General features: G+C 42.5%; 19 protein-coding genes. 13 read left to right on the plus strand and 6 right to left on the minus strand.

Translation table 11 applies throughout. The features are described from left to right. Positions 1 to 418 precede the first annotated feature (418 nt). On the minus strand, positions 419 to 1,609 hold the full coding sequence (locus tag ACEN9X_RS19405) for a site-specific integrase (protein WP_413666695.1): 1,191 nt from the start codon (positions 1,607 to 1,609) through the stop codon (positions 419 to 421). A gap of 517 nt (positions 1,610 to 2,126) precedes the next feature. On the opposite strand from ACEN9X_RS19405, the gene ACEN9X_RS19410 reads away from it, so the two are divergent. Then, a complete protein-coding gene (locus tag ACEN9X_RS19410) occupies positions 2,127 to 2,576 on the plus strand; it encodes a DUF4262 domain-containing protein (protein WP_413666696.1) in 450 nt (149 codons plus the stop codon). A gap of 606 nt (positions 2,577 to 3,182) precedes the next feature. On the opposite strand, the gene ACEN9X_RS19415 is transcribed toward ACEN9X_RS19410, so the two are convergent. Further along, positions 3,183 to 3,707 (minus strand): DUF892 family protein, encoded by a 525-nt coding sequence (locus ACEN9X_RS19415; RefSeq protein ID WP_413666697.1) that lies wholly within the window; start codon positions 3,705 to 3,707, stop codon positions 3,183 to 3,185. Positions 3,708 to 4,965: 1,258 nt separating this feature from the next. Between ACEN9X_RS19415 and ACEN9X_RS19420 the strand changes: the two genes are divergently transcribed. The 3 genes from ACEN9X_RS19420 to ACEN9X_RS19430 are packed head-to-tail and all read left to right on the plus strand — an operon-like array spanning position 4,966 to position 8,969. Beyond that, positions 4,966 to 5,394 (plus strand): hypothetical protein, encoded by a 429-nt coding sequence (locus ACEN9X_RS19420; protein WP_413666698.1) that lies wholly within the window; start codon positions 4,966 to 4,968, stop codon positions 5,392 to 5,394. Further along, positions 5,385 to 6,578, plus strand: coding sequence for an acetate/propionate family kinase (locus ACEN9X_RS19425; RefSeq protein ID WP_413666699.1), 1,194 nt, complete (start codon positions 5,385 to 5,387; stop codon positions 6,576 to 6,578). The genes ACEN9X_RS19420 and ACEN9X_RS19425 overlap by 10 nt, the downstream gene beginning before the upstream one ends. 3 nt (positions 6,579 to 6,581) lie before the next feature. After that, a complete protein-coding gene (locus ACEN9X_RS19430; RefSeq protein ID WP_413666700.1) occupies positions 6,582 to 8,969 on the plus strand; it encodes a phosphoketolase in 2,388 nt (795 codons plus the stop codon). A gap of 488 nt (positions 8,970 to 9,457) precedes the next feature. Here ACEN9X_RS19430 and ACEN9X_RS19435 read toward each other — a convergent pair whose 3' ends face one another. Then, positions 9,458 to 9,820, minus strand: a complete 363-nt coding sequence (locus ACEN9X_RS19435; RefSeq protein ID WP_413671146.1) for a helix-turn-helix domain-containing protein — start codon at positions 9,818 to 9,820, stop codon at positions 9,458 to 9,460. 30 nt (positions 9,821 to 9,850) lie between these two features. Further along, a complete protein-coding gene (locus tag ACEN9X_RS19440) occupies positions 9,851 to 10,084 on the minus strand; it encodes a helix-turn-helix domain-containing protein (protein ID WP_413666701.1) in 234 nt (77 codons plus the stop codon). Positions 10,085 to 10,401: 317 nt separating this feature from the next. Between ACEN9X_RS19440 and ACEN9X_RS19445 the strand changes: the two genes are divergently transcribed. From ACEN9X_RS19445 to ACEN9X_RS19485, 9 genes are all read left to right on the plus strand, one after another. Continuing rightward, positions 10,402 to 10,881, plus strand: coding sequence for a DUF4385 domain-containing protein (locus ACEN9X_RS19445; RefSeq protein ID WP_413666702.1), 480 nt, complete (start codon positions 10,402 to 10,404; stop codon positions 10,879 to 10,881). Beyond that, positions 10,868 to 11,011, plus strand: a complete 144-nt coding sequence (locus tag ACEN9X_RS19450; protein ID WP_413666703.1) for a DUF2256 domain-containing protein — start codon at positions 10,868 to 10,870, stop codon at positions 11,009 to 11,011. The genes ACEN9X_RS19445 and ACEN9X_RS19450 overlap by 14 nt, the downstream gene beginning before the upstream one ends. Then, a complete protein-coding gene (locus ACEN9X_RS19455; protein WP_413666704.1) occupies positions 10,987 to 11,487 on the plus strand; it encodes a 2'-5' RNA ligase family protein in 501 nt (166 codons plus the stop codon). Before ACEN9X_RS19450 ends, ACEN9X_RS19455 begins: the two co-directional genes overlap by 25 nt. A 213-nt stretch (positions 11,488 to 11,700) precedes the next feature. After that, on the plus strand, positions 11,701 to 12,060 hold the full coding sequence (locus ACEN9X_RS19460; RefSeq protein WP_413666705.1) for a DUF892 family protein: 360 nt from the start codon (positions 11,701 to 11,703) through the stop codon (positions 12,058 to 12,060). A gap of 106 nt (positions 12,061 to 12,166) precedes the next feature. Next, on the plus strand, positions 12,167 to 14,323 hold the full coding sequence (locus ACEN9X_RS19465) for a catalase (RefSeq protein WP_413666706.1): 2,157 nt from the start codon (positions 12,167 to 12,169) through the stop codon (positions 14,321 to 14,323). Between the two features lies 1 nt (position 14,324). Beyond that, positions 14,325 to 14,801 (plus strand): ankyrin repeat domain-containing protein, encoded by a 477-nt coding sequence (locus tag ACEN9X_RS19470; protein ID WP_413666707.1) that lies wholly within the window; start codon positions 14,325 to 14,327, stop codon positions 14,799 to 14,801. A gap of 83 nt (positions 14,802 to 14,884) precedes the next feature. Further along, positions 14,885 to 15,361: a low affinity iron permease family protein gene (locus ACEN9X_RS19475; protein ID WP_413666708.1), complete on the plus strand. Its 477-nt coding sequence runs from the start codon at positions 14,885 to 14,887 to the stop codon at positions 15,359 to 15,361. Positions 15,362 to 15,444: 83 nt separating this feature from the next. Further along, the gene (locus ACEN9X_RS19480) at positions 15,445 to 17,118 is read left to right on the plus strand and encodes an FAD/NAD(P)-binding protein (RefSeq protein ID WP_413666709.1); all 1,674 of its coding nucleotides are present in this window, start codon (positions 15,445 to 15,447) and stop codon (positions 17,116 to 17,118) included. A gap of 43 nt (positions 17,119 to 17,161) precedes the next feature. Further along, positions 17,162 to 17,338, plus strand: a complete 177-nt coding sequence (locus tag ACEN9X_RS19485; RefSeq protein ID WP_413666710.1) for a hypothetical protein — start codon at positions 17,162 to 17,164, stop codon at positions 17,336 to 17,338. A gap of 265 nt (positions 17,339 to 17,603) precedes the next feature. Here the strand turns inward: ACEN9X_RS19485 and ACEN9X_RS19490 are convergent, their stop codons facing one another. Further along, entirely contained in the window at positions 17,604 to 18,266 is a 663-nt protein-coding gene (locus tag ACEN9X_RS19490; protein ID WP_413666711.1) for a flavodoxin family protein, read from the minus strand. A gap of 52 nt (positions 18,267 to 18,318) precedes the next feature. Beyond that, entirely contained in the window at positions 18,319 to 18,768 is a 450-nt protein-coding gene (locus ACEN9X_RS19495; protein WP_413666712.1) for a ferritin-like domain-containing protein, read from the minus strand. Between the last annotated feature and the right edge of the window lie 246 nt (positions 18,769 to 19,014).

Below are 19,014 nucleotides of genomic sequence, written 5' to 3' on the forward strand. Positions count from 1 at the left end.
AAATGAGGCGTCTTCTTCTTCATGTAGCTGGAGTACTGGTTCGGCCTGCTTTACTAAAATTCGGCAGATGCTCCGCGCGAAAAGGAATACAATGAGGCAGCAGGAGCTTCGCAGCCGTTTCTTTCAACAGCGATTTAAAAAAGATCGGTGTCGGTCTCAACCTCTTAACGCGTATCGCTAACTCAGGTAGGTTCCCCGCCGGTGTAAAGGAATTGCTCTTAAAACTAACCGAACAGCAAGAACTCATCATCAAAATTCTGCTCAGTGATCGTCGTTCAGAAAATCTGTAAAGGTTTTAGTTTGTATTGAACTATAACCTTAAAAAGAGGCTTCATCCTAACCCCGGTCAAAAGGCTGAACCCTATGGTTATTTACGCTTCAGGCACATTTCACGGTTAGTGCACTTCCGTGTTGTTAATTATATTAAAGTCCCCCTTTTTCTTAAAAGTTCGTCCATGTCATCACTCACTTTTTTGTCTGTTAACTTGGCATAGTGCTGTGTTTGTTTAATGTTTGTATGGCCAAGCATTTTTGATACGGTTTCTATAGGCATTCCGTAATTTAGGGTTATTGTCGTAGCAAATGTATGTCTTGCTATATGGAAGGTCAGTTCTTTGTTGATACCTGCAATAGAGGCGATTTCTTTCAAATAAGCATTCATCTTTTGGTTGCTGAGGATAGGAAGTGCCCTATCATTGTTAAGGCATTTTTCGTGATTCCTATATTTTTCAATGATTGAAGTTGCTTCAGGTAGCATAGGTACCCTTGTTGATGTACTTGTTTTTTGACGTTTTGTGAAAATCCATTGGCTCTTATTTATTCCTTCAACAATTTCGCTGAATTTTAATTTTTCAACGTCAGCGTAGGAGAGGCCGGTGTAACAACTAAATAGAAAAATGTCCCGGACAACTGTTAATCGGTCTGATGTGAATTTTTTCTTTGCAAGTTTCTGTAATTCTTGTTCTGTTAACACAACCCGCTCAACCCTTTTTTGGGTAAACTTGAAGTCGGCAAATGGATCAGTTGCCAGCCATCGGCTCTTAACGCAAATCAATACAATCTTTTTTACATTCGACAAATATTTCATAGTCGAGTTGTGATTGCATTTCTGAATGCTTTTAAACCAAAAGCAGAACTCTGCGATGAACTCGTAATCCAGTTTTTTAACGTCAATATCTACCTGGCCAAATTTCCAGACGATAAATGCGGCTGTATGGGTCAGGGTCGTTTCGTACCTCGCAATAGTGTTATAGGAAAATTCAGACCCTACCAGGGTTTTCATTTGCTCATTATGTTTCCTGAAAACAGACAACAACGTCACTTTTTTTTCATCGGTACCAGTCATAATGGCCTTGATCGCTTCAACTGTAATTTGCTTTTCAGACTCGATTAATTTCTTTTTTGCCTGGAAAACCGTTTGCTCCAGCGCATCGAGATAACCGTTTAATTCTTTAACAGATTCTTTTTTTCCTGAAGCACGCCCCGACTCGCTGCTCCAGGATTGTGGATCGCATTTTCGTTTGGTAGAAAGCTCTTTCGGTACGCCGTCGACTGTAATTCTTAAATAAATGGGTAGCGGTCCTGTCTGGTAGTTTTTGGGCTTTCTCATGAAGAATAATAACCCGAAGCTCTTTTCTAACATAGATACTTAAATAAAAAGGTAAAACAAATGTCGGAATCAAGCCACCATTAATCAAGATGTTTATGTGGTGTACATGTTTGATTAATAGTTAGTTATGTGGTTTTTAGTGAATCTTTTTTGAAATTTAATTTACTCACTGAATCACTCACTGGAATTTTATGTTTATTTGCGAATTTTGAGTGGGTTTTAAAACAAAAAAGCCCCAAATCATTAATTTTGGGGCTTTTTGAAGCACTTTGACTGTGCTTTTGTACAGTCCATGATACAAATTTCTGATCATTTTTTAGGAGATATCGAGCTTTTAGGACGTTTAATCGCATAAAATGTGAAAGGCGGCGGGAAGAATATCTAAACATTTTTATGAAGATTTAAGGCATTACTATTATTGACTTCATTCGTTCGTCGGGTTAAAATGATCATTTTTAGTATGTTTGACTCAGTCGCAAAGCCTTGGTGTTGCAAGGTTTACTTTATCATAAAAACAATGGACGATAAAAAGAAAGAAGAATATTTTAATAATGTTTATAACAATATTAAAAATAATGGATATCATACAACAGCCGTACTTGAAGAAATTGATTTTACTCCTTTTGCATATTCAACCGGCATATTTGAAAATTTTAAAATACCAGAACTTTTTATCTCAGGGCTCGGGCCAAATTTATCCGGAGAATTGATCGAAAACTACGTGCGCAAATTTAAATTCAGTGAAGTGCCGTTGGGTATGAAGATTCAAGACATGAGTGATAGGTTTGCCGTTTATTTTATTAGCGTTAAAAATTCAGACATTTCGGAGTATGCCCTCACTTCAGTTAGATTTTATCAAGATCGCAATTATGAATATTTACAACTTATTTTTCCAGACCTAAATGGAAAATTTCCTAATGAAGTAGGTTATAATTATGACCAAAAAGTATTAGGAAATTTGAGATAACTGTTGCAAATAAAAATTTGCTCAAAATCGGTCGAAATTTTAAACTTCAGAAATACTTGTCCAAGTATTTCTAAATGGTTTTTTTACGGGAAGATCAGAAATGACTATAAACGAAAAACGTTCGCAAGAGTTTAGCAACTTGCAAACGTTTGTATTCAGAGCGGGAATCGAGCTGAGTGTTGAAGTCTTTGATTCTCAATATTTTATAGATATGTTTTGAAGATGCTCAATGATTAACTCAATAAACATAAAGCGGCCATTACCGATTGCTTTTTAAAGGTATTAAAACTCCTGTACACTTCAAATTATTTAAATCATATCCTTAGCAGAATCAATTTGTTCAGCGGCCCGACAAGGCAATTGAATAATTATTCTTCGATGATGAACCTAAGCTGCGTCTCCCGAGAAAAATTAAATGCATAACTTAATACCGATTCGAGCGCAGTCTAAGGATCCAAAATGCCTTAAAACGTTCAGAATGTACATTTGATGTAAACGTCGTTCGAATTTCGCTGAGTAATAAAAGCATCAGAAGATTTGTGAAACTCCACTAAAATCATTTCATAATGCAGGTTTTTCCGCAGTATTGTCATTGCTCTTTATTAGTCAATTGTAGAATTCAAGCATTGCTTGCAAGGAGTTTTTGCTATGTTTCGCTTCCTTATAACATAGTGCAATTAATCTTGAGATATCCTTCGGTTTAATTGATTTTGAAAGCCCCGTGAGGATTTTAAAAGAGTCGATTTCTATTCCCTCCGCGATAATCAGATGCGCCAGGATTATAGCATCAGTTTCAGGACATTTGGCGTTCACGTGCTCTTTAAGAAACTCTTTTAGGTTTAGACAACCATTTAACATAGGCGGCTTACCAGAGAAGCTTAAGCCCAATAATGTCTTCGCCAAACACACCCGGATGATTTGTCCGTTGATTATGGTAGCAGATTCAAGCATGAGCAACTTCACGTCTTTAGCAAAAGCCATAGAAGAGAAAAAAGGAAGACTTTCGATAAGAGCCAATTTAGAACTGTGAATGTTAGACAGAATAGTTATAAATAGACTTTTTGTTTGTGATGCAGTTAACCTTGTTTGTCTTAATGACAGCTTTTTGTCGAGATTTTCTATTGCAATCAATTTGGTGAATATAGATAGCCAATAAAAAAGCAACGGAAAAACAAATATAGGTGATTGACAAGCTGTCTTTTATCAATACGTTTCAGATCAAAAAAGTTTTAGATGATCTAAAATATTTTTATTTTACAAACTGAAGGTAAGCGGGTTACGATACAGCTTCATAGCGCCAATCCGACTGATGAACGGTCAACGTCGATATTACAAGGTGCGTTGATAAACCAAAGCTTAAAAGGTATTTTCTGATTACGAATGTGTCGGCCTTTTTTGCAATACCGTTTGATATCTTGACTGGTAAATACCGATAGGCTTAGACTTATCAAGTTACTACTGTGAACCTGCAGGTTTCTACTTAAAGCGGATAGCACAGTTTTTAGTACATCATTGGCCAAAACAGGAATTAAACAGGATATGTGTGTTAAAAGAAGCATTGGTAAAAATTAGTAATCTTTCTCTGAGCCAATGACCTGCATATTGGTGTGCCGCCGCGAAAATGAACCCCGCCAAATCCTTTCACGCCCTTTGCTGGCATGATAATGGCAGAAGTAATGAATCCGACGTATAATACGCTACGCTATGATCGGGTTGAAAATAAACTTCCTTTTTTCCGCAGTACCCGATCTTAATTGATTAAAACATGACGAATTATAATCCCGCAGCTCTACAAAAGGCTTTTGCATTGAACCAAATAAACAGGCTTTATTGTACGCAATCTTATTTGTGTGAGCGGTTAGAGGAAATCAATGATCATCTTGAATGTATTTATAAAGCACTAATTGTATGAATGACTACAAGGATCGGCTGTTAAACGTAAGTGTGCACGACAGGCTTGAAAAGCTGCCGATAAATACATGTGATAAATGATGAGATAAATGATGAAAGTAGAATGCACGACCTGAATCCTGAAACATAGTATAACAGACTAAATCGTGTTTACGTGTTAAAGATTAAAAATAATTCTTTCTCTAATAGAGTAAATCAGCTATCATGGGTAAAATAAAATTTGCGTTTTTTTGATCACCCATGACCTGTATTTTAACTTACAGTTATTAACTTCCTAAAAACAAAACAATTTGTATGTCAGTTGGTTTTAGCTTTAGTACCATTTAAAACAAGGCACTATCCTAAAAGTCTTGTTGATCTTTAACAGGCAGGCGCGGAATTAAATCGGGCCCTAATCTGTTTCTATTTAAAAAGTAATTCAATTACCATCCTCTACTACGGTAATTTCCTTTTCTGACAATTATTCAAATTATTCAAAATGGTAAAGAACAATTATACCCGCTATTTTCGGGTGTTTAAAAATGATACCGTAGTAACAGAAATTTCTACAAATGATTTCCGGAGAATAAAGCTCAGGCCTGTAAAAGAGAACTGGCTCATCGGCGATACAACGGAGGTACTTGGCACTATAGCCGATGTGTCATATGCCCTACCTGTTAACAGCCCGTTATTTTACGGATACGCGACCCGTTCTAAAGCAATGGAAATGGCCAAGGCCGGTGCGCTCAGTTATATCGATAAGCTTATAGATGAAGGAACTCCCGGGGAAGAAACATTACTCCAGTACCGGCGCGATCATTACGAAGACCTGCATATCAATCTGGTGTACGATATGATCGAAAATGTAAAACGAACTGAAAGGGGCGAGGGTGAAATCATACCACAACATGTGCCTTTATGGTCTTAACAATAAACGCCGGTTCATCCAGCATCAAATTCGGACTCTACGAAGAGTGTAGTAGTCCCGAGAAAACATTTGGCGGCCAAATAAACAGGATAGGATTGCCCGGTTCAAGGCTTAGTTATACCAATTTTAAAACAAATCATAATGCCGATACTGCGTCAAAATCAATGGATTACGTTTCGGCAGTCACATTCCTGGTAAGCTGGCTTGAAAAACAGATCAATTTCAGCGAAATAAATGCTATCGGGCACCGTGTAGTGCAGGGTATGGCGCATACCAAACCTGCCATGATCAGTACGGAACTGCTGGATGAACTCAAACTTATTATTCCTTATGACCCCGATCATTTACCTGTTGAGATCGCACTGATAGAAGCATTCCAAAAATATCATCCGCGGATACCACAATACGCCTGCTTTGACACTGATTTTCATGCAGGCATGCCGCGGGTGGCCCAACTCCTGCCTGTGCCGCGCTGTTTTGATCAGCGCGGTATCCGTCGCTATGGATTTCACGGTCTGTCGTACAGCTATTTATTGCAGGAGCTGGAAAGCCAGGTTGGTAAACAGGCCCTTATGGTTCGCATAATCTTCGCCCACCTGGGTAATGGCGCCAGTGTCACCGCTGTTTATGATGGGAAAAGTATGGATACCAGTATGGGTTTCACTCCCGCGGGCGGTTTGCCCATGAGCACACGTTCGGGTGACCTCGATCCTGGAGTGGCCTGGCTCATGATTCAAACCGAAAATCTATCTGCTGAAAGGTTCAATCACCTTATTAATCACGAATCGGGAATGCTGGGTATCTCGCAGACAACCGGCGACATGAACGACCTGCTTAAGCAGCAACATAATGATATCCGGTCGGCAGAGGCTGTAGCATTAGCATTGTTTTGTTACCAGGTAAAAAAATGGATCGGCGCTTATGCTGCTGTTCTAGGCGGTGTAGACATCCTTGTGTTTTCAGGCGGCATAGGCGAAAATTCTCCCGAAATAAGGGCGAGAATTTGTGATGGTCTTGAGTTTTTGGGTATAAGTCTGGATGCCTCGCGAAATGATGAAAATGAGCCCCTGATTTCTTTAAAAGAATGCAGGGTTATGGTAAAAGTCATATCCACCAATGAAGAGTTAATGATAGCACAGATCGTAAACAAAATGCTTATTCATAAACAACTATTAGAATCATAAAACATGAATATTACCGAAGATATAATCATAGAAGAGCGGACCTCGCTTACTGCGGAGATGTTGAATAAAATTAACGCCTATTGGCGCGCGGCTAACTACCTTTCGGTTGGTCAACTTTACCTTCGCGACAACCCCTTGTTAAAAGATCCGCTGAAATTAACGCACGTTAAAAACATGCTGCTGGGACATTGGGGCACAACACCCGGGCAAAATTTTATTTATACCCACCTCAATAATATCATCAAAAAATACGACTTGAACATGCTGTATATTTCCGGCCCCGGGCACGGTGGCCCGGCTGTGGTTGCCGGGACATACCTGGAAGGAACCTACAGTGAGGTTTATCCGGAAATTACACAAGACACAGAGGGTATGAAGAAGCTTTTTACGCAATTTTCATATCCGGGCGGCATCTCCAGCCATGCATCTCCTCAAACCCCGGGTTCTATACATGAGGGCGGCGAATTGGGTTATTCACTTAGCCACGCTTTTGGAGCGGCATTAGATAATCCTGATCTGATAATCGCTTGCGTGGTAGGTGATGGAGAGGCCGAGACCGGGCCATTAGCTACTGCCTGGCATTCCAATAAATTTCTGAACCCGCTGGGAGATGGTGCAGTTTTGCCTATCCTGCATCTTAACGGGTATAAAATCTCCAACCCGACAATTTTAGCCAGGATTTCGGGCGAAGAACTTGAACAGCTGTTTCGGGGATATGGTTATGTGCCCATTTTTGTGGAGGGTTCAGAACCAGAACTAATGCACCAGGCCATGGCGGCAGCTCTGGAACAAGCCATGCACCTGCTTAAACAGATAAAATACAATGCCTATGAGCATCCAAACAGCGTGCACTCTAAATGGCCAATGATCATATTAAGATCGCCAAAAGGATGGACTGGGCCGCAGGAAGTTGGCGGGCATAAGATAGAAGGCACATTCAGGTCGCACCAAATCCCGTTGTCGGTTTCGGCGGCAGATCCTGAAAGTCATCTTCAATTGCTGGAAAAATGGATGAAGAGCTATAAACCCGAAGAACTGTTTGATGAAAACGGCAGGTTGATGCCGGAACTGGCTGACCTTGCCCCTAAAGGCGACAGCCGGATGGGCTCCAATCCCCATACCAACGGTGGTTTATTGCTGAAACCCCTGCGGATGCCGGGGTTTATGAGTTATTCAGTGCCTGTTCCTGAACCTGGGGTAAAAGGTGAAGGCGATGTTCATGTAGCAGGGCGTTTCCTGCGCGATGTCATTAAACAGAATCCTGCTAATTTCCGGATCTTTGGCCCGGATGAAACAGTATCAAACAGGCTGGAGGCTGTTTTTGAAACAACCAATCGTCAATGGAATTCTGAAATTAAGGATGATGACGAATACCTTGCCCCGATGGGCCGCGTCATGGAGATGCTAAGTGAGCACCAGTGCGAAGGCTGGCTGGAAGGTTACTTGCTTACAGGGAGACATGGCGTTTTTAATTGCTATGAGGCATTTATCCATATTGTGGATTCGATGTTTAACCAGCACGCTAAATGGTTAAAAACCACGCGGGAAATCCCATGGAGAACAAAAATAGCATCATTGAACATTCTGCTTACCTCAACGGTGTGGCGCCAGGACCATAACGGTTTTACCCACCAGGATCCCGGCTTTATTGATCATGTAGTCAATAAAAAATCGGAAATAGTACGGGTATATCTTCCGCCCGACGCCAATTGCCTGCTTTCTGTTATGGATCATTGTCTACGCAGTTATCATTATGTAAACGTGGTTATTGCCGGTAAGCATCCATCGCCACAGTGGCTTGATATGGACGAAGCTGTTGATCATTGTACGCGGGGTATAAGTATTTGGGACTGGGCCAGTAATGACCAGGATTGTGATCCCGATGTTGTAATGACATGTAGTGGCGATGTCCCTACATTGGAGACGCTGGCAGCAGTATCTATACTTAAAGAACATTTGCCCCAAATAAAGGTAAGGGTAGTAAATGTGGTTGACCTTTTAAAATTGGAAAGGCAGTCAGAGCATCCGCACGGTTTGAACGATCATGATTTTAATGAGCTTTTTACCACGGACAAGCCGGTTATTTTCGCCTTCCATGGTTACCCTTGGTTAATACACCGCTTAACTTACAACCGAACTAATAATCCTAATATTCATGTGCGTGGCTATAAAGAAGAGGGGACTATAACAACATCTTTTGATATGACTGTTTTGAATGAAATGGACAGGTTTCACCTGGTTATAGATGTGATAGACCGGCTGCCGCAAACCGGCAGTAAAGGGACTTACTTGAAACAAAAACTGCAGGATAAGTTAGTTGAACACAGACAGTACATAAATGCCCATGGGCAGGATATGCCAGAAATAACGAACTGGAAGTGGGCAGACTGAAGAAGTTATTAATTATATATTCGATATCCATTTAATAAGTATTAAATGGTAAACCCCAAGGTCATTAACAGCTGTGTCGCAGCTTATTACGCGAGCGAACGGGTCAAATTTTCCCGGATGTTTAGCCCGAACATAACTCGAATCATAAACTGTGCGGTTCGAAAACCGCACAGTCAGGGATCGTTAAAAGTGTTCTAATTCGCTTAAAACGCGCATTTGATCAATGAAGTGGTTCGAATTATGAACAATTAGGAGAACGCAAGATAAAAGATGGTCGCACGGTATAAGTACGGTCACTTTTAATTTCGGCCGTTAAATAAACATATATTTCCAGCCTAATAAAGTACATTTTGGGTTCGAGCTCTATGTCGTTTTTAAGAATATCTAAACCAAAAGCTGTTTGTTACTCCTTTGCTACTTTGACATCTAAAATTTTCTGATACTCAAACCACAATAAATTTCTGGATGGAATGTGAAAATTATTAAAACTAACTCAAAGACCTATATTCTACCGGCATATATCCAGCGCTTTTTGAATGCCTTGGTAAAATGATTAGATATTTAAAACCAAGCTCGCGAGCAACTTCGCTAATAGAACGGCTGGTATCCAGCACGCGTTCCTTGGCAATATCCATTACCTTGAGGCTGATATATTTAAAGGGTGATTTGCATGTTTCCTTTTTGACCACATCACCAAAATAATTGGGTGACAGATGCAGTTGATCGGCACTGTAATTAACTGCAGCAAGGCCGATGATGTGTGGTTTATCGCAACGAAAGTACTCGTTTAGTAAAGCTTCAAATTTGTCAATATTACTGTGCGTAAAGCAAAATATAAGAAAGAACTTGATATACTAGCGCACTCATCACGTAAATTGGCGCTATCTAAAATCAGAGAAAAAATCTCGTGCATCAATCTCAAGCACCTCAAATAAGATAAACAGATATTCTATGGAAAAATCGATAGTGCTATCCTCAATACCTGTCAGTAAGGCAATATCAATAGCTGTGCGTTCCGACAATTGTTCCAAACTTAAGGCACGATATTTCCGCTCAAGCGCAATCTTTCGTCCGAATAGTTCCCGATGTGTCCTGGCTTTTGCTTTTTCATCCATAAGTGCGTCTTTATACGCTGCAAAAATACATTTACAACCTTAGGTTGTGAATAAAGATAAATATTTCTGTAAAGGTGAGCAAAGGATATCAAATAATGATGTCATCATACGATTGGAAGACCTGTTCGTTTGAAATAATTAGGAGCATTAAGAATGAGAAGACAAAAGCTACCGGCTTAACATCAAGAGAAGTGTGGGTCATAGCGAGGCTGGCTATTTATGATGACAGACACCGATGATCGTTCGATGGTTGTCATTGGTTTTGATTGTTTTTAAAACAGGCATAACATTAGCCGGGTTCCCTTGTTGTTTTATCGATGCAACACCCCAGCTACCTGAATTTTGACCCAGATAAGTATCCCTGGAAGCCGGATATTGATTACAGGAAATACCCTGAACGCTATCAGGTAGGTAAAGGTGAACAGGGCGTGTTGATCTGCGAACCTTACAAAAGCGAGATCGGGCATTATTGGCGTTTTAAAACAAAAGCGATCGCCGAGGAAAGCAGTGAGCGGATATTTAATTTGTTTAATAAATATTTAGCCTCCGGTGATTTTGTTGGTGCAGATATGGCGCGCAAATATTTGCAGATGGGTTACACACGTGCCCGTCGTTACGCGAATTATAAGGGCGGCAGGAAATATGACGGGCAACGGGACTACGCCTTGCTGGAGCGCGGCACCGGTAATCCCGAAAAGGCGGAGGCGGCTAAAGTATTTTATGCCAGATGGAAAGCAGCGGAGGCTAATGAAGTTTACGCCGCTATGAAAAAAGATTGGAAGCTTGCGAGGGGTTAAAAAGGAAAACTTACCGCAGAAGCTATGCGTTACATGCGGCAAACCGTTTCATTGGCGGAAAAAATGGGACAAAGTTTGGGAAGAAGTCAAATACTGTTCAGAGAAATGCAGACGGAACAAAGCCCACTGATATTGACCCTTAGGTTGGATGAGGAAAGCCAGGCATTCTTTGATGAAATGCGGAAGAGGCATTTTCCACAGGAGCGTAATTTTCTTAAAGCACATTTGACTTTATTCCACCAGTTGCCGAGCGATTTGGTGACTGGGGAATATTTCAGGAGTTTGCAATACCGCACTTTTGAAATGAAAGTGGTTGGCTTACGTCAGCTCGGCGCGGGAGTTGCGTACCAAATTGATTCTACAGAATTGCAGGAGTTGCATAAACAAGTAAGCGTATATTTCCAGAAGGCATTAATTCCACAAGACCGTCAACCATTCAAGCCACACATTACTATACAAAATAAAGTGACACCGGCCGCATCCAAAGATTTGCTGAACGGGCTAAGCGCCCGTTTTAAACCGTTCAACGTTTATGCCACCGGACTGGATTTATGGGAGTACCTGGGAGGTCCGTGGCAGCACATTTTCGGATATGAATTTATATAATGAATTAGAAGCTGGAGTTTCGTTCTAATATAAATATTTTCAAACAATTTAAGAATAATGAAGTTTCTTCAATGAACAGATAATCTTGTAAAAAGAATGACAACGGCATCAGAAACTAATAGAATGGAAACGTCAGAATGCCAGGAATTTTGTGCAGATGAATTGAAAGACATCTATTGAACGGAAAAAAATCTGTCGAAGACCTTATCAAAAATGAAAATGATTACCACCAGACCGGAATCGGCTCAGGCATTTGAAAAACACATGGCAGAAAACGATGGCCATATTATCATTTTGAATGAAGTTTTTGGACTGCCCTATGAAAAGCCGGCCGATGAGAATTACGATGCGATGACAAGTATTCTGGAAGAAGCTAACGGAATCGTCCGAGAAACGGAAAAAGGTACGATGATCGGCGGCTTCGGATTGATACCGGAGGCGCAAAAGGTTGAGCATCCTGAGGTTGTTACTTACGGCAAGTTTCGCCGGTTGGCAACTGACATGGGCCGCGATCATGTAGCTGTATTGCTCCAAAAAACGTTGTACAATAAAACGCGACTGACCAAGCGCTGACTTTTTGTGCCGAGGGCTGGTAAACAGTCAAGCCGAAGTTGAATATTAAAATATATTGATCAGGATACCCCGATTCATTTCTCGGGATATTTTTTAACCGAAAATAATGGAAAAGAAAAATACGCCACCCAAAAAGGGTACTGAAGATGTTATTGATAAAAAGCTTGCGCCGCAGCCGGAAAACGCCAAAACGGAAAGCTTAAGGCCTCAGACGGCCGATGCTACAGGAGCGCAAATGACTACCAATACGGGCCTTGCCATTAATGACGATCAGAACTCCTTAAAGGCAGGAGATCGCGGGCCAACCCTGCTGGAAGATTTTATATTGCGGGAAAAGATCACCCATTTTGATCATGAGCGTATTCCGGAGCGCGTAGTCCATGCACGGGGATCAGGGGCGCATGGCATTTTTAAAGCCTATGGAAATGTATCGAACATTACTAAAGCCAAATTTTTACTGGAAACCGAAAGAGAAACTCCGGTATTCGTGCGGTTTTCAACAGTGGCGGGCTCGAAAGGCTCTACTGACCTTGCCAGGGACGTCCGGGGTTTCGCAGTGCGATTTTATACCGAGGAAGGGAACTTCGATCTGGTAGGTAACAACATGCCCGTATTTTTTATACAGGATGCTATGAAATTTCCTGATCTCATTCATGCCGTAAAGCCGGAACCTGATAATGAGATACCGCAAGCCGCTTCCGCTCACGACACTTTCTGGGATTTTATTTCACTTACACCGGAATCGGCGCATATGATTATGTGGGCGATGAGCGATCGTGCCATACCGCGAAGCCTCCGGATGATGGAAGGGTTCGGAGTACACACCTTCCGGTTCATCGACGAAGCAGGTAAGGCCTGTTTTGTCAAATTTCACTGGAAACCCTTATTAGGTGTTCATGCCGTCGCATGGGATGAGGCGCAGAACATTTCCGGTAAAGACCCCGATTTTCATCGCCGTGACCTTTGGGACGCCATCGAAAGTGGTGCATTTCCCGAATGGGAACTGGGTGTGCAGGTCATTCCGGAAGAAGATGAATTCAAATTCGATTTTGATCTCCTTGATCCGACTAAATTGGTTCCGGAAGAATTGGTGCCCGTTCAACGTATCGGTAAAATGACCTTGAACAGGAACCCGGACAACTTTTTTGCGGAAACTGAACAGGTAGCTTTTCACCTGGGACATATCGTGCCTGGGATAGATTTTAGTAATGACCCTTTATTGCAGGGCCGGCTATTCTCTTACACCGATACCCAGTTGAGCCGCCTCGGAGGACCTAACTTCCAGGAAATCCCGATCAATCGCCCGCTCAACGCTGTCCATAACAACCAGCGTGACGGGCACATGCGCCAAACAATAAATAAGGGAAAAACGAGCTATGGACCAAATTCATTAGGCAATAATGACCCGCAACAGGTAAAGGAAACTGATGGCGGGTTTGTGAGTTACCAGGAGCGGATCGAGGCCCGAAAGATCCGAGCAAGGAATAAAAGTTTCTTTGATCATTTTAGCCAGGCCACACTATTTTTTAACAGCCAGTCGCAACCGGAAAAGAACCACATTATCGACGCATTGACCTTTGAACTTGGTAAAGTAAAAACGGTCGCGATCCGCGAACGGATACTGGGTATGCTCCTGCAGATCGATGCGGGACTAGCCAAAATGGTGGCTGACGGTCTCGGCCTACAGGTGCCTGAAGTTCCTGTACTCAATCAAAATATACCGGCAGATGCCGACCCGGCGGATTATGCTTCTGTGAAAGGCAAAAGTTCGGTAACAAGCTCACCCGCCTTGAGTATGGCGGCTACCGTCAAAGATACGATCAAAAGCCGGAAGATCGCGATCCTGGCATCAGAAGGTGTAAACGCGAAAACGCTTAGCGCTGTCAAAGCGGCATTAGAAGCTGAAGGGGCGGTTGCAGAAATTATCGCTCCGAAGTTGGGTATCGTCAACGATGGCATTGAAGTCGACCAGAGTTTTCTTGGCGCTGCATCAGTATTGTTTGATGCAGTTTACGTAGCGGGAGGTAAGGGCTTGGACACTGAAGCCCATGCCTTGCATTTCATGAACGAAGCATTCAAGCACTGTAAACCCATTGCGTTTGAAGACGGAACAGAGACGACATTGGCGGCTACCAATTTTGCAGAAAAAGCAAAAGATGATCCGGGTGTCGTTAAAGGTCCCGATTTAATAAAGAACTTCGTCACTGCCATCCAGGGGCATAGGGTTTGGGAGCTTGAAAAATCAAGACTAATACCTGCCTGAGATGGATGTTAATAGTATATTGTTTTTTCAGGCATCCCGAAGCGGTGACCTGGATACCCTGAATCGCCTGCTTCAGGAGGGTGTCGCTGTGGACATTCGTGATGAGAAAGGTTATACGCCGCTGATCATCGCCTGTTACAATAACCAGTGGGATGCTGCAAAGCTGCTACTCGATTCTGGTGCGGACGTTAACTCCGGAGATGCCGGTGGTAACACTGCCCTGATGGGTGTATGTTTTAAAGGATTTCCGGTTATTGCCGAATTACTGATCCAATATGGTGCGGACCTTGATATTCAGCATGGAAATGGTGGTACAGCCCTGATGTTCGCCGCCATGTTCGGACGCAACGAAATGCTACGGTTATTAATAGCAAACGGCGCTGACCGGAGTTTAACGGACAACAGAGGGCTCAGCGCATTTGATCTGGCCGCACAGCAGGGAAATGAAAGTGGAATTGAAATTTTAGAAAGTCATTAAGGTCTTCATTTGTCCAAACAGCAACTGTATAAAAATTATTAAAAGCCCCGCGGAGCCCTCTGCGAGGCTTCTTGATAGAAATTATGAAACGAAGGAAAAACTTTTTCGAACGCTTTTCAGAATGGGCCACTAAAGCTACTGGTAGTTCTGCGGCATTTATCCTGGCCGTATCAGTAGTGGTCGTCTGGGCAGCCAGTGGTCCGGTCGCTAAGTATTCTCAAACCTGGCAGCTGATCATCAATACGGGAACAACAATCATCACTTTCCTGATGGTTTTTCTGATCCAAAAATCACAAAACAAAGATTCCAAAGCGATCCATTTGAAACTAAATGAACTAATTGCTTCCCATGAAGGCACCAGCAACCGGATGGTTGACATAGAAAATCTGACCGAAAGAGAACTCGATCAGCTACATAAGTTTTATGTGCAGATTTCTCAGCTGGCGGAAAAGGAGGGCGACCTGACCTGTACGCATTCAATTGATGCGGCCGAAGAAAATAATCGTAACAAGTCTGTAAGCCTTAAAAAAAGGCAGTCCTACATCAAACGAAAAAACTAAAAACGGCTGAAGTAAACGAATGGTTCATACCTGTTTGGTTTATCAAAGGTCCACTTTATCACAACTTGAATGTCTTTTTTCCAATGTACAAAAGCAGTTTTCAACAAGTAGCTATTCTCGGCGGGGGGCCTTCCGCACTGTTCATCTTCAAGCGTTTTGTAGCCTGTACACTACCAGAACTATCCATCACCATTTTCGAAAAAGATGACCGGCTCGGCTATGGTATGCCTTATGGTCAGAACGGGGCTGCGGATGAACATGTAACCAATGTTTCCGGCAACGAGATACCGGAATTGATGAGTGACCTGGCTGACTGGATCAAAAAAGTCCCTAAGGATACGTTGGACAAATACCATATAGACCCGGATAACTTCAATGATTATAAAGTTTTACCGCGTTTGCTTTTTGGACAGTACCTGAACGAACAGTTTAACCTCCTCCTCAAACAGGCTAGGGAAAACGGGATCGAGACCACGGTTTACTATAAAAGCAAAGTGGCTGATGTCATTGATGAACCAATAAAAAAAAACGTAAAGGTTTTGCTGGAGGACAAACGCAAGTTTGATTTTGACCGGGTCATCATATGTACGGGACATCTTTGGCCGGTCAGGAATGAAGGAAACGTCAGGGGGTGGTTCGATTCACCTTATCCACCCGCCAAGATCAGTATAAAAGCAGATCACGCTGTCGCCATACGTGGTTCTTCACTTACAGCCATCGATGCGATCCGGACTTTAGGCAGACATAACGGTACCTTTGAGAAAATAGACGGGAAGTTATGCTTCAGGGCAGATACCCCCAATTTCAAAATCGACATGTATTCCCGCAACGGTTTGTTGCCCGCGGTAAGGTTTCATTTGGAAGACTCACACTTGGGCAAAGAAACGGTGTTGCCCGTGGATGAGGTAAAAACGATACGGGACCAAAATGAAGGCTTTTTGCCTTTAGACTATGTTTTTGAAAAAAATTTTAAAGCCGGAATTTTAAAGCAGGACCCTGAATTTTATCAGCAGATCAAAGATATGGATATGGAAACCTTCGTGGACTGGATCATGGAACAGCGTGAGCAGGCTGACCCTTTTGAATTGTTGAAACAGGAGTACGCCGAGGCAGAACAGTCTATCAGGAAACGAGAGTCCGTTTACTGGAAAGAAATGCTTGCCATTCTGAGCTTTGCCATGAATTACCCCGCTAAATATTTTTCAGCAGAAGACTGGCTACGGTTGCAGAAAAAGTTAATGCCCCTGATTTCTGTTGTAATCGCATTTGTACCACAGAGCTCGGCTGAAACTTTACTGGCGATGCACCAGGCTGGGAAACTGGATCTTCACGCCGTAGGAGAAGATGGATCTTTCGAACCGGGCGAGGATGGGGGCGTAGTAATCGACGGCATCCATTATCAAACCTTTGTAGATTGCATCGGTCAACCTCATTTGAAATACGAAGAATTGCCTTATCCAAGCCTATTGAAAAACCGCACCCTCAGCCCGGCGCGTTTAAGGTTCAGAAATCCGGTAAGAGGCAGGGAACTAACAACAGTTGGTCAGCAAAAGGCAGTTAGCGATGATCAGGGTCATTATTACCTGACGGTGCCAGGTGTAAGTATCAATGACAGCTTTCAGGCAGTTGATGAGTTCAATGCATTGAACGAACGAATTTATATCATGGCCGTTCCTTTCATCGGAGGCTTTAACCCGGATTATTCCGGCCTGGACTTTTGTGAAGCGGCCTCTAAGGCTATTATTGACAGTTTATGAAATTATTTATGGTCTTACTGGGGGCTAAAAGCTCCGAAACGAAATGTCGAACAGCATGATTTCTTTTTTCAGCATAGCTGAAAAGCTTGGCGACCTCAAACAACAATTCATCGATTTCAGGCGGGATGCTGGTGATAGCTTGCATATCGAACGTGTTTTTTTATCAACCAGGGCAGCTATACTTCCGGAATACTGGAAGAACAGCATAACAAGGTATTGACAGTACAAGACGGCCGGCTGTCTGCGCTGAAAGCCAGTATGATCACCGGATTCTTCAAAAATGCGATCATAAAAAGATTAAAGGGGCAAAACGCCCATATCGATGAAAATACGGGATCGATGTAAACGACATTTACCGGATCGAAGATTTATCGTCACCGGACACAAAAGCCCACTGACATATTATTCGCTTGACCGTGGTTGAAAATGCCTATGCGGACGAAATATACCTCTGCTGTTTAAAGATGAATCAGCAAGATTAGCGCTTATTTATCCTCGTCACTCTCAGCCCTGGCGCTGGCTTCGGCTTCCAATAAATTGGTTTCAATAGGGTTTTTCGCAAGCAATTTGGCGAACCAGGAGAGATTTTCCGTCATAAATCGCAGACTTTTGTTCGTATAGAAGTAGCGTTCGCCTCCGGCTTCTACATAATCGTCTTCGCCGCCCGCCAGCCCTACCCAATAGGCGTTCGCATTTGGCGGGATCGTAAACCCTACCTCCTGCATGGACCATAATACCTGGGCCGCACAACTGTGCGCACCGTCTTCATTGCCTGTAACCAGGCATCCTGCCACTTTATTATAAGGCATGAACTGGCCGGTTTTTTCGTCGATCAGGTTTTTGTCACGAAACACCGCGTCCAGACGTTCAATAACTTTTTGGGCGGGAGAGGCGAGATGCCCCATCCATATAGGAGCGGCAATTACAAAAATGCTGCAGTCCCTGATCTTTTCAAGCAAGGCGGGCCATTCATCGCCGTCGCCTTCATCGGACGAGTTTCCAGTCAGCACATTATAGTCGTTCAGCCTGATGATTTCTGTTTCAAATCCTTTTTCCCTTAACTGACCAGCTGCTTTTTTGGCAAGTGCTTCGGTATTTGAGAATTTCGGCGCACGTTTAAGCGTACAATTGATAAATAATGCTTTCATTGATATTAAAAAAAAAGAGCCGCCATTCGGCAGCTCCTGAAATCTGATTTTTTTACTTCGAAGCGTCACGCAAAACCTTTACCTCGTCGTGAGCGGCGTTTACACCACTCTGCTGACGTCCAATGATCTCGCGGGCATTTGCACTCAGCTCCGGATCTTCCAGTGCATCACGGTACGCTTTTTTGATAGCATCTTCTCCTCGTTCCGCTTCTGATAAAATGCTTTCGCGCGTATTACCGCCAAATACGGACTTCACGTCTATCCATACACGGTGCAGGCTGCCCGAAACGCTTGTTCCGGTTTCCACTTCACCTCCTTCAGCACCAACCAATGTGGAAAGTTCCTGGCTGTTCTCGCGGCTTTGGGCTGCATATCGCTGAAAAATTTCTTTCAGGTCAACGTTTTCGTCTTTAATATCTGCTATCGCTTTCTCAAAACCGGCTATCCGGTCATTGTTGATCTCGATCAGTTCGTTAAGAACTGAAGTTGTTTTGGTTTCCATAGGTTTGATTTTAATTGAACATTTACTATCTGATACAACGTCCCGAGAGCTTGATGGTTTTAATTAAAATTAATTATAAAGAAATTATTTATGGTATGATAATCGCTAATTAATAATTATGAAAATCGTCAAGTTGATCCCTAAAGCAAAAACCGTTATTGAAAGTTCAGTTTCGAAGTTATTTATAGACAGTGACGCGACTATTTTTGCGGGCACACCACGTCAATTCTTAAAAAATAATCCCAA

Origin of the sequence: Mucilaginibacter sp. Mucisp86, from assembly GCF_047324315.1 — a bacterium.
GTDB lineage: Bacteria > Bacteroidota > Bacteroidia > Sphingobacteriales > Sphingobacteriaceae > Mucilaginibacter.

Excerpts from the sequence above, each read along its gene's own strand:
- ACEN9X_RS19420 (WP_413666698.1), top strand. The coding sequence starts at position 4,966 with ATGGTAAAGAACAATTATACCCGCTATTTTCGGGTGTTTAAAAATGAT.
- ACEN9X_RS19495 (WP_413666712.1), bottom strand. The coding sequence starts at position 18,768 with ATGGAAACCAAAACAACTTCAGTTCTTAACGAACTGATCGAGATCAAC.
- ACEN9X_RS19485 (WP_413666710.1), top strand. The coding sequence starts at position 17,162 with ATGTCGAACAGCATGATTTCTTTTTTCAGCATAGCTGAAAAGCTTGGC.
- ACEN9X_RS19475 (WP_413666708.1), top strand. The coding sequence starts at position 14,885 with ATGAAACGAAGGAAAAACTTTTTCGAACGCTTTTCAGAATGGGCCACT.
- ACEN9X_RS19410 (WP_413666696.1), top strand. The coding sequence starts at position 2,127 with ATGGACGATAAAAAGAAAGAAGAATATTTTAATAATGTTTATAACAAT.
- ACEN9X_RS19460 (WP_413666705.1), top strand. The coding sequence starts at position 11,701 with ATGAAAATGATTACCACCAGACCGGAATCGGCTCAGGCATTTGAAAAA.
- ACEN9X_RS19480 (WP_413666709.1), top strand. The coding sequence starts at position 15,445 with ATGTACAAAAGCAGTTTTCAACAAGTAGCTATTCTCGGCGGGGGGCCT.
- ACEN9X_RS19440 (WP_413666701.1), bottom strand. The coding sequence starts at position 10,084 with ATGGATGAAAAAGCAAAAGCCAGGACACATCGGGAACTATTCGGACGA.
- ACEN9X_RS19490 (WP_413666711.1), bottom strand. The coding sequence starts at position 18,266 with ATGAAAGCATTATTTATCAATTGTACGCTTAAACGTGCGCCGAAATTC.
- ACEN9X_RS19430 (WP_413666700.1), top strand. The coding sequence starts at position 6,582 with ATGAATATTACCGAAGATATAATCATAGAAGAGCGGACCTCGCTTACT.
- ACEN9X_RS19405 (WP_413666695.1), bottom strand. The coding sequence starts at position 1,609 with ATGAGAAAGCCCAAAAACTACCAGACAGGACCGCTACCCATTTATTTA.
- ACEN9X_RS19455 (WP_413666704.1), top strand. The coding sequence starts at position 10,987 with ATGCAGACGGAACAAAGCCCACTGATATTGACCCTTAGGTTGGATGAG.
- ACEN9X_RS19465 (WP_413666706.1), top strand. The coding sequence starts at position 12,167 with ATGGAAAAGAAAAATACGCCACCCAAAAAGGGTACTGAAGATGTTATT.
- ACEN9X_RS19425 (WP_413666699.1), top strand. The coding sequence starts at position 5,385 with ATGGTCTTAACAATAAACGCCGGTTCATCCAGCATCAAATTCGGACTC.
- ACEN9X_RS19445 (WP_413666702.1), top strand. The coding sequence starts at position 10,402 with ATGCAACACCCCAGCTACCTGAATTTTGACCCAGATAAGTATCCCTGG.
- ACEN9X_RS19470 (WP_413666707.1), top strand. The coding sequence starts at position 14,325 with ATGGATGTTAATAGTATATTGTTTTTTCAGGCATCCCGAAGCGGTGAC.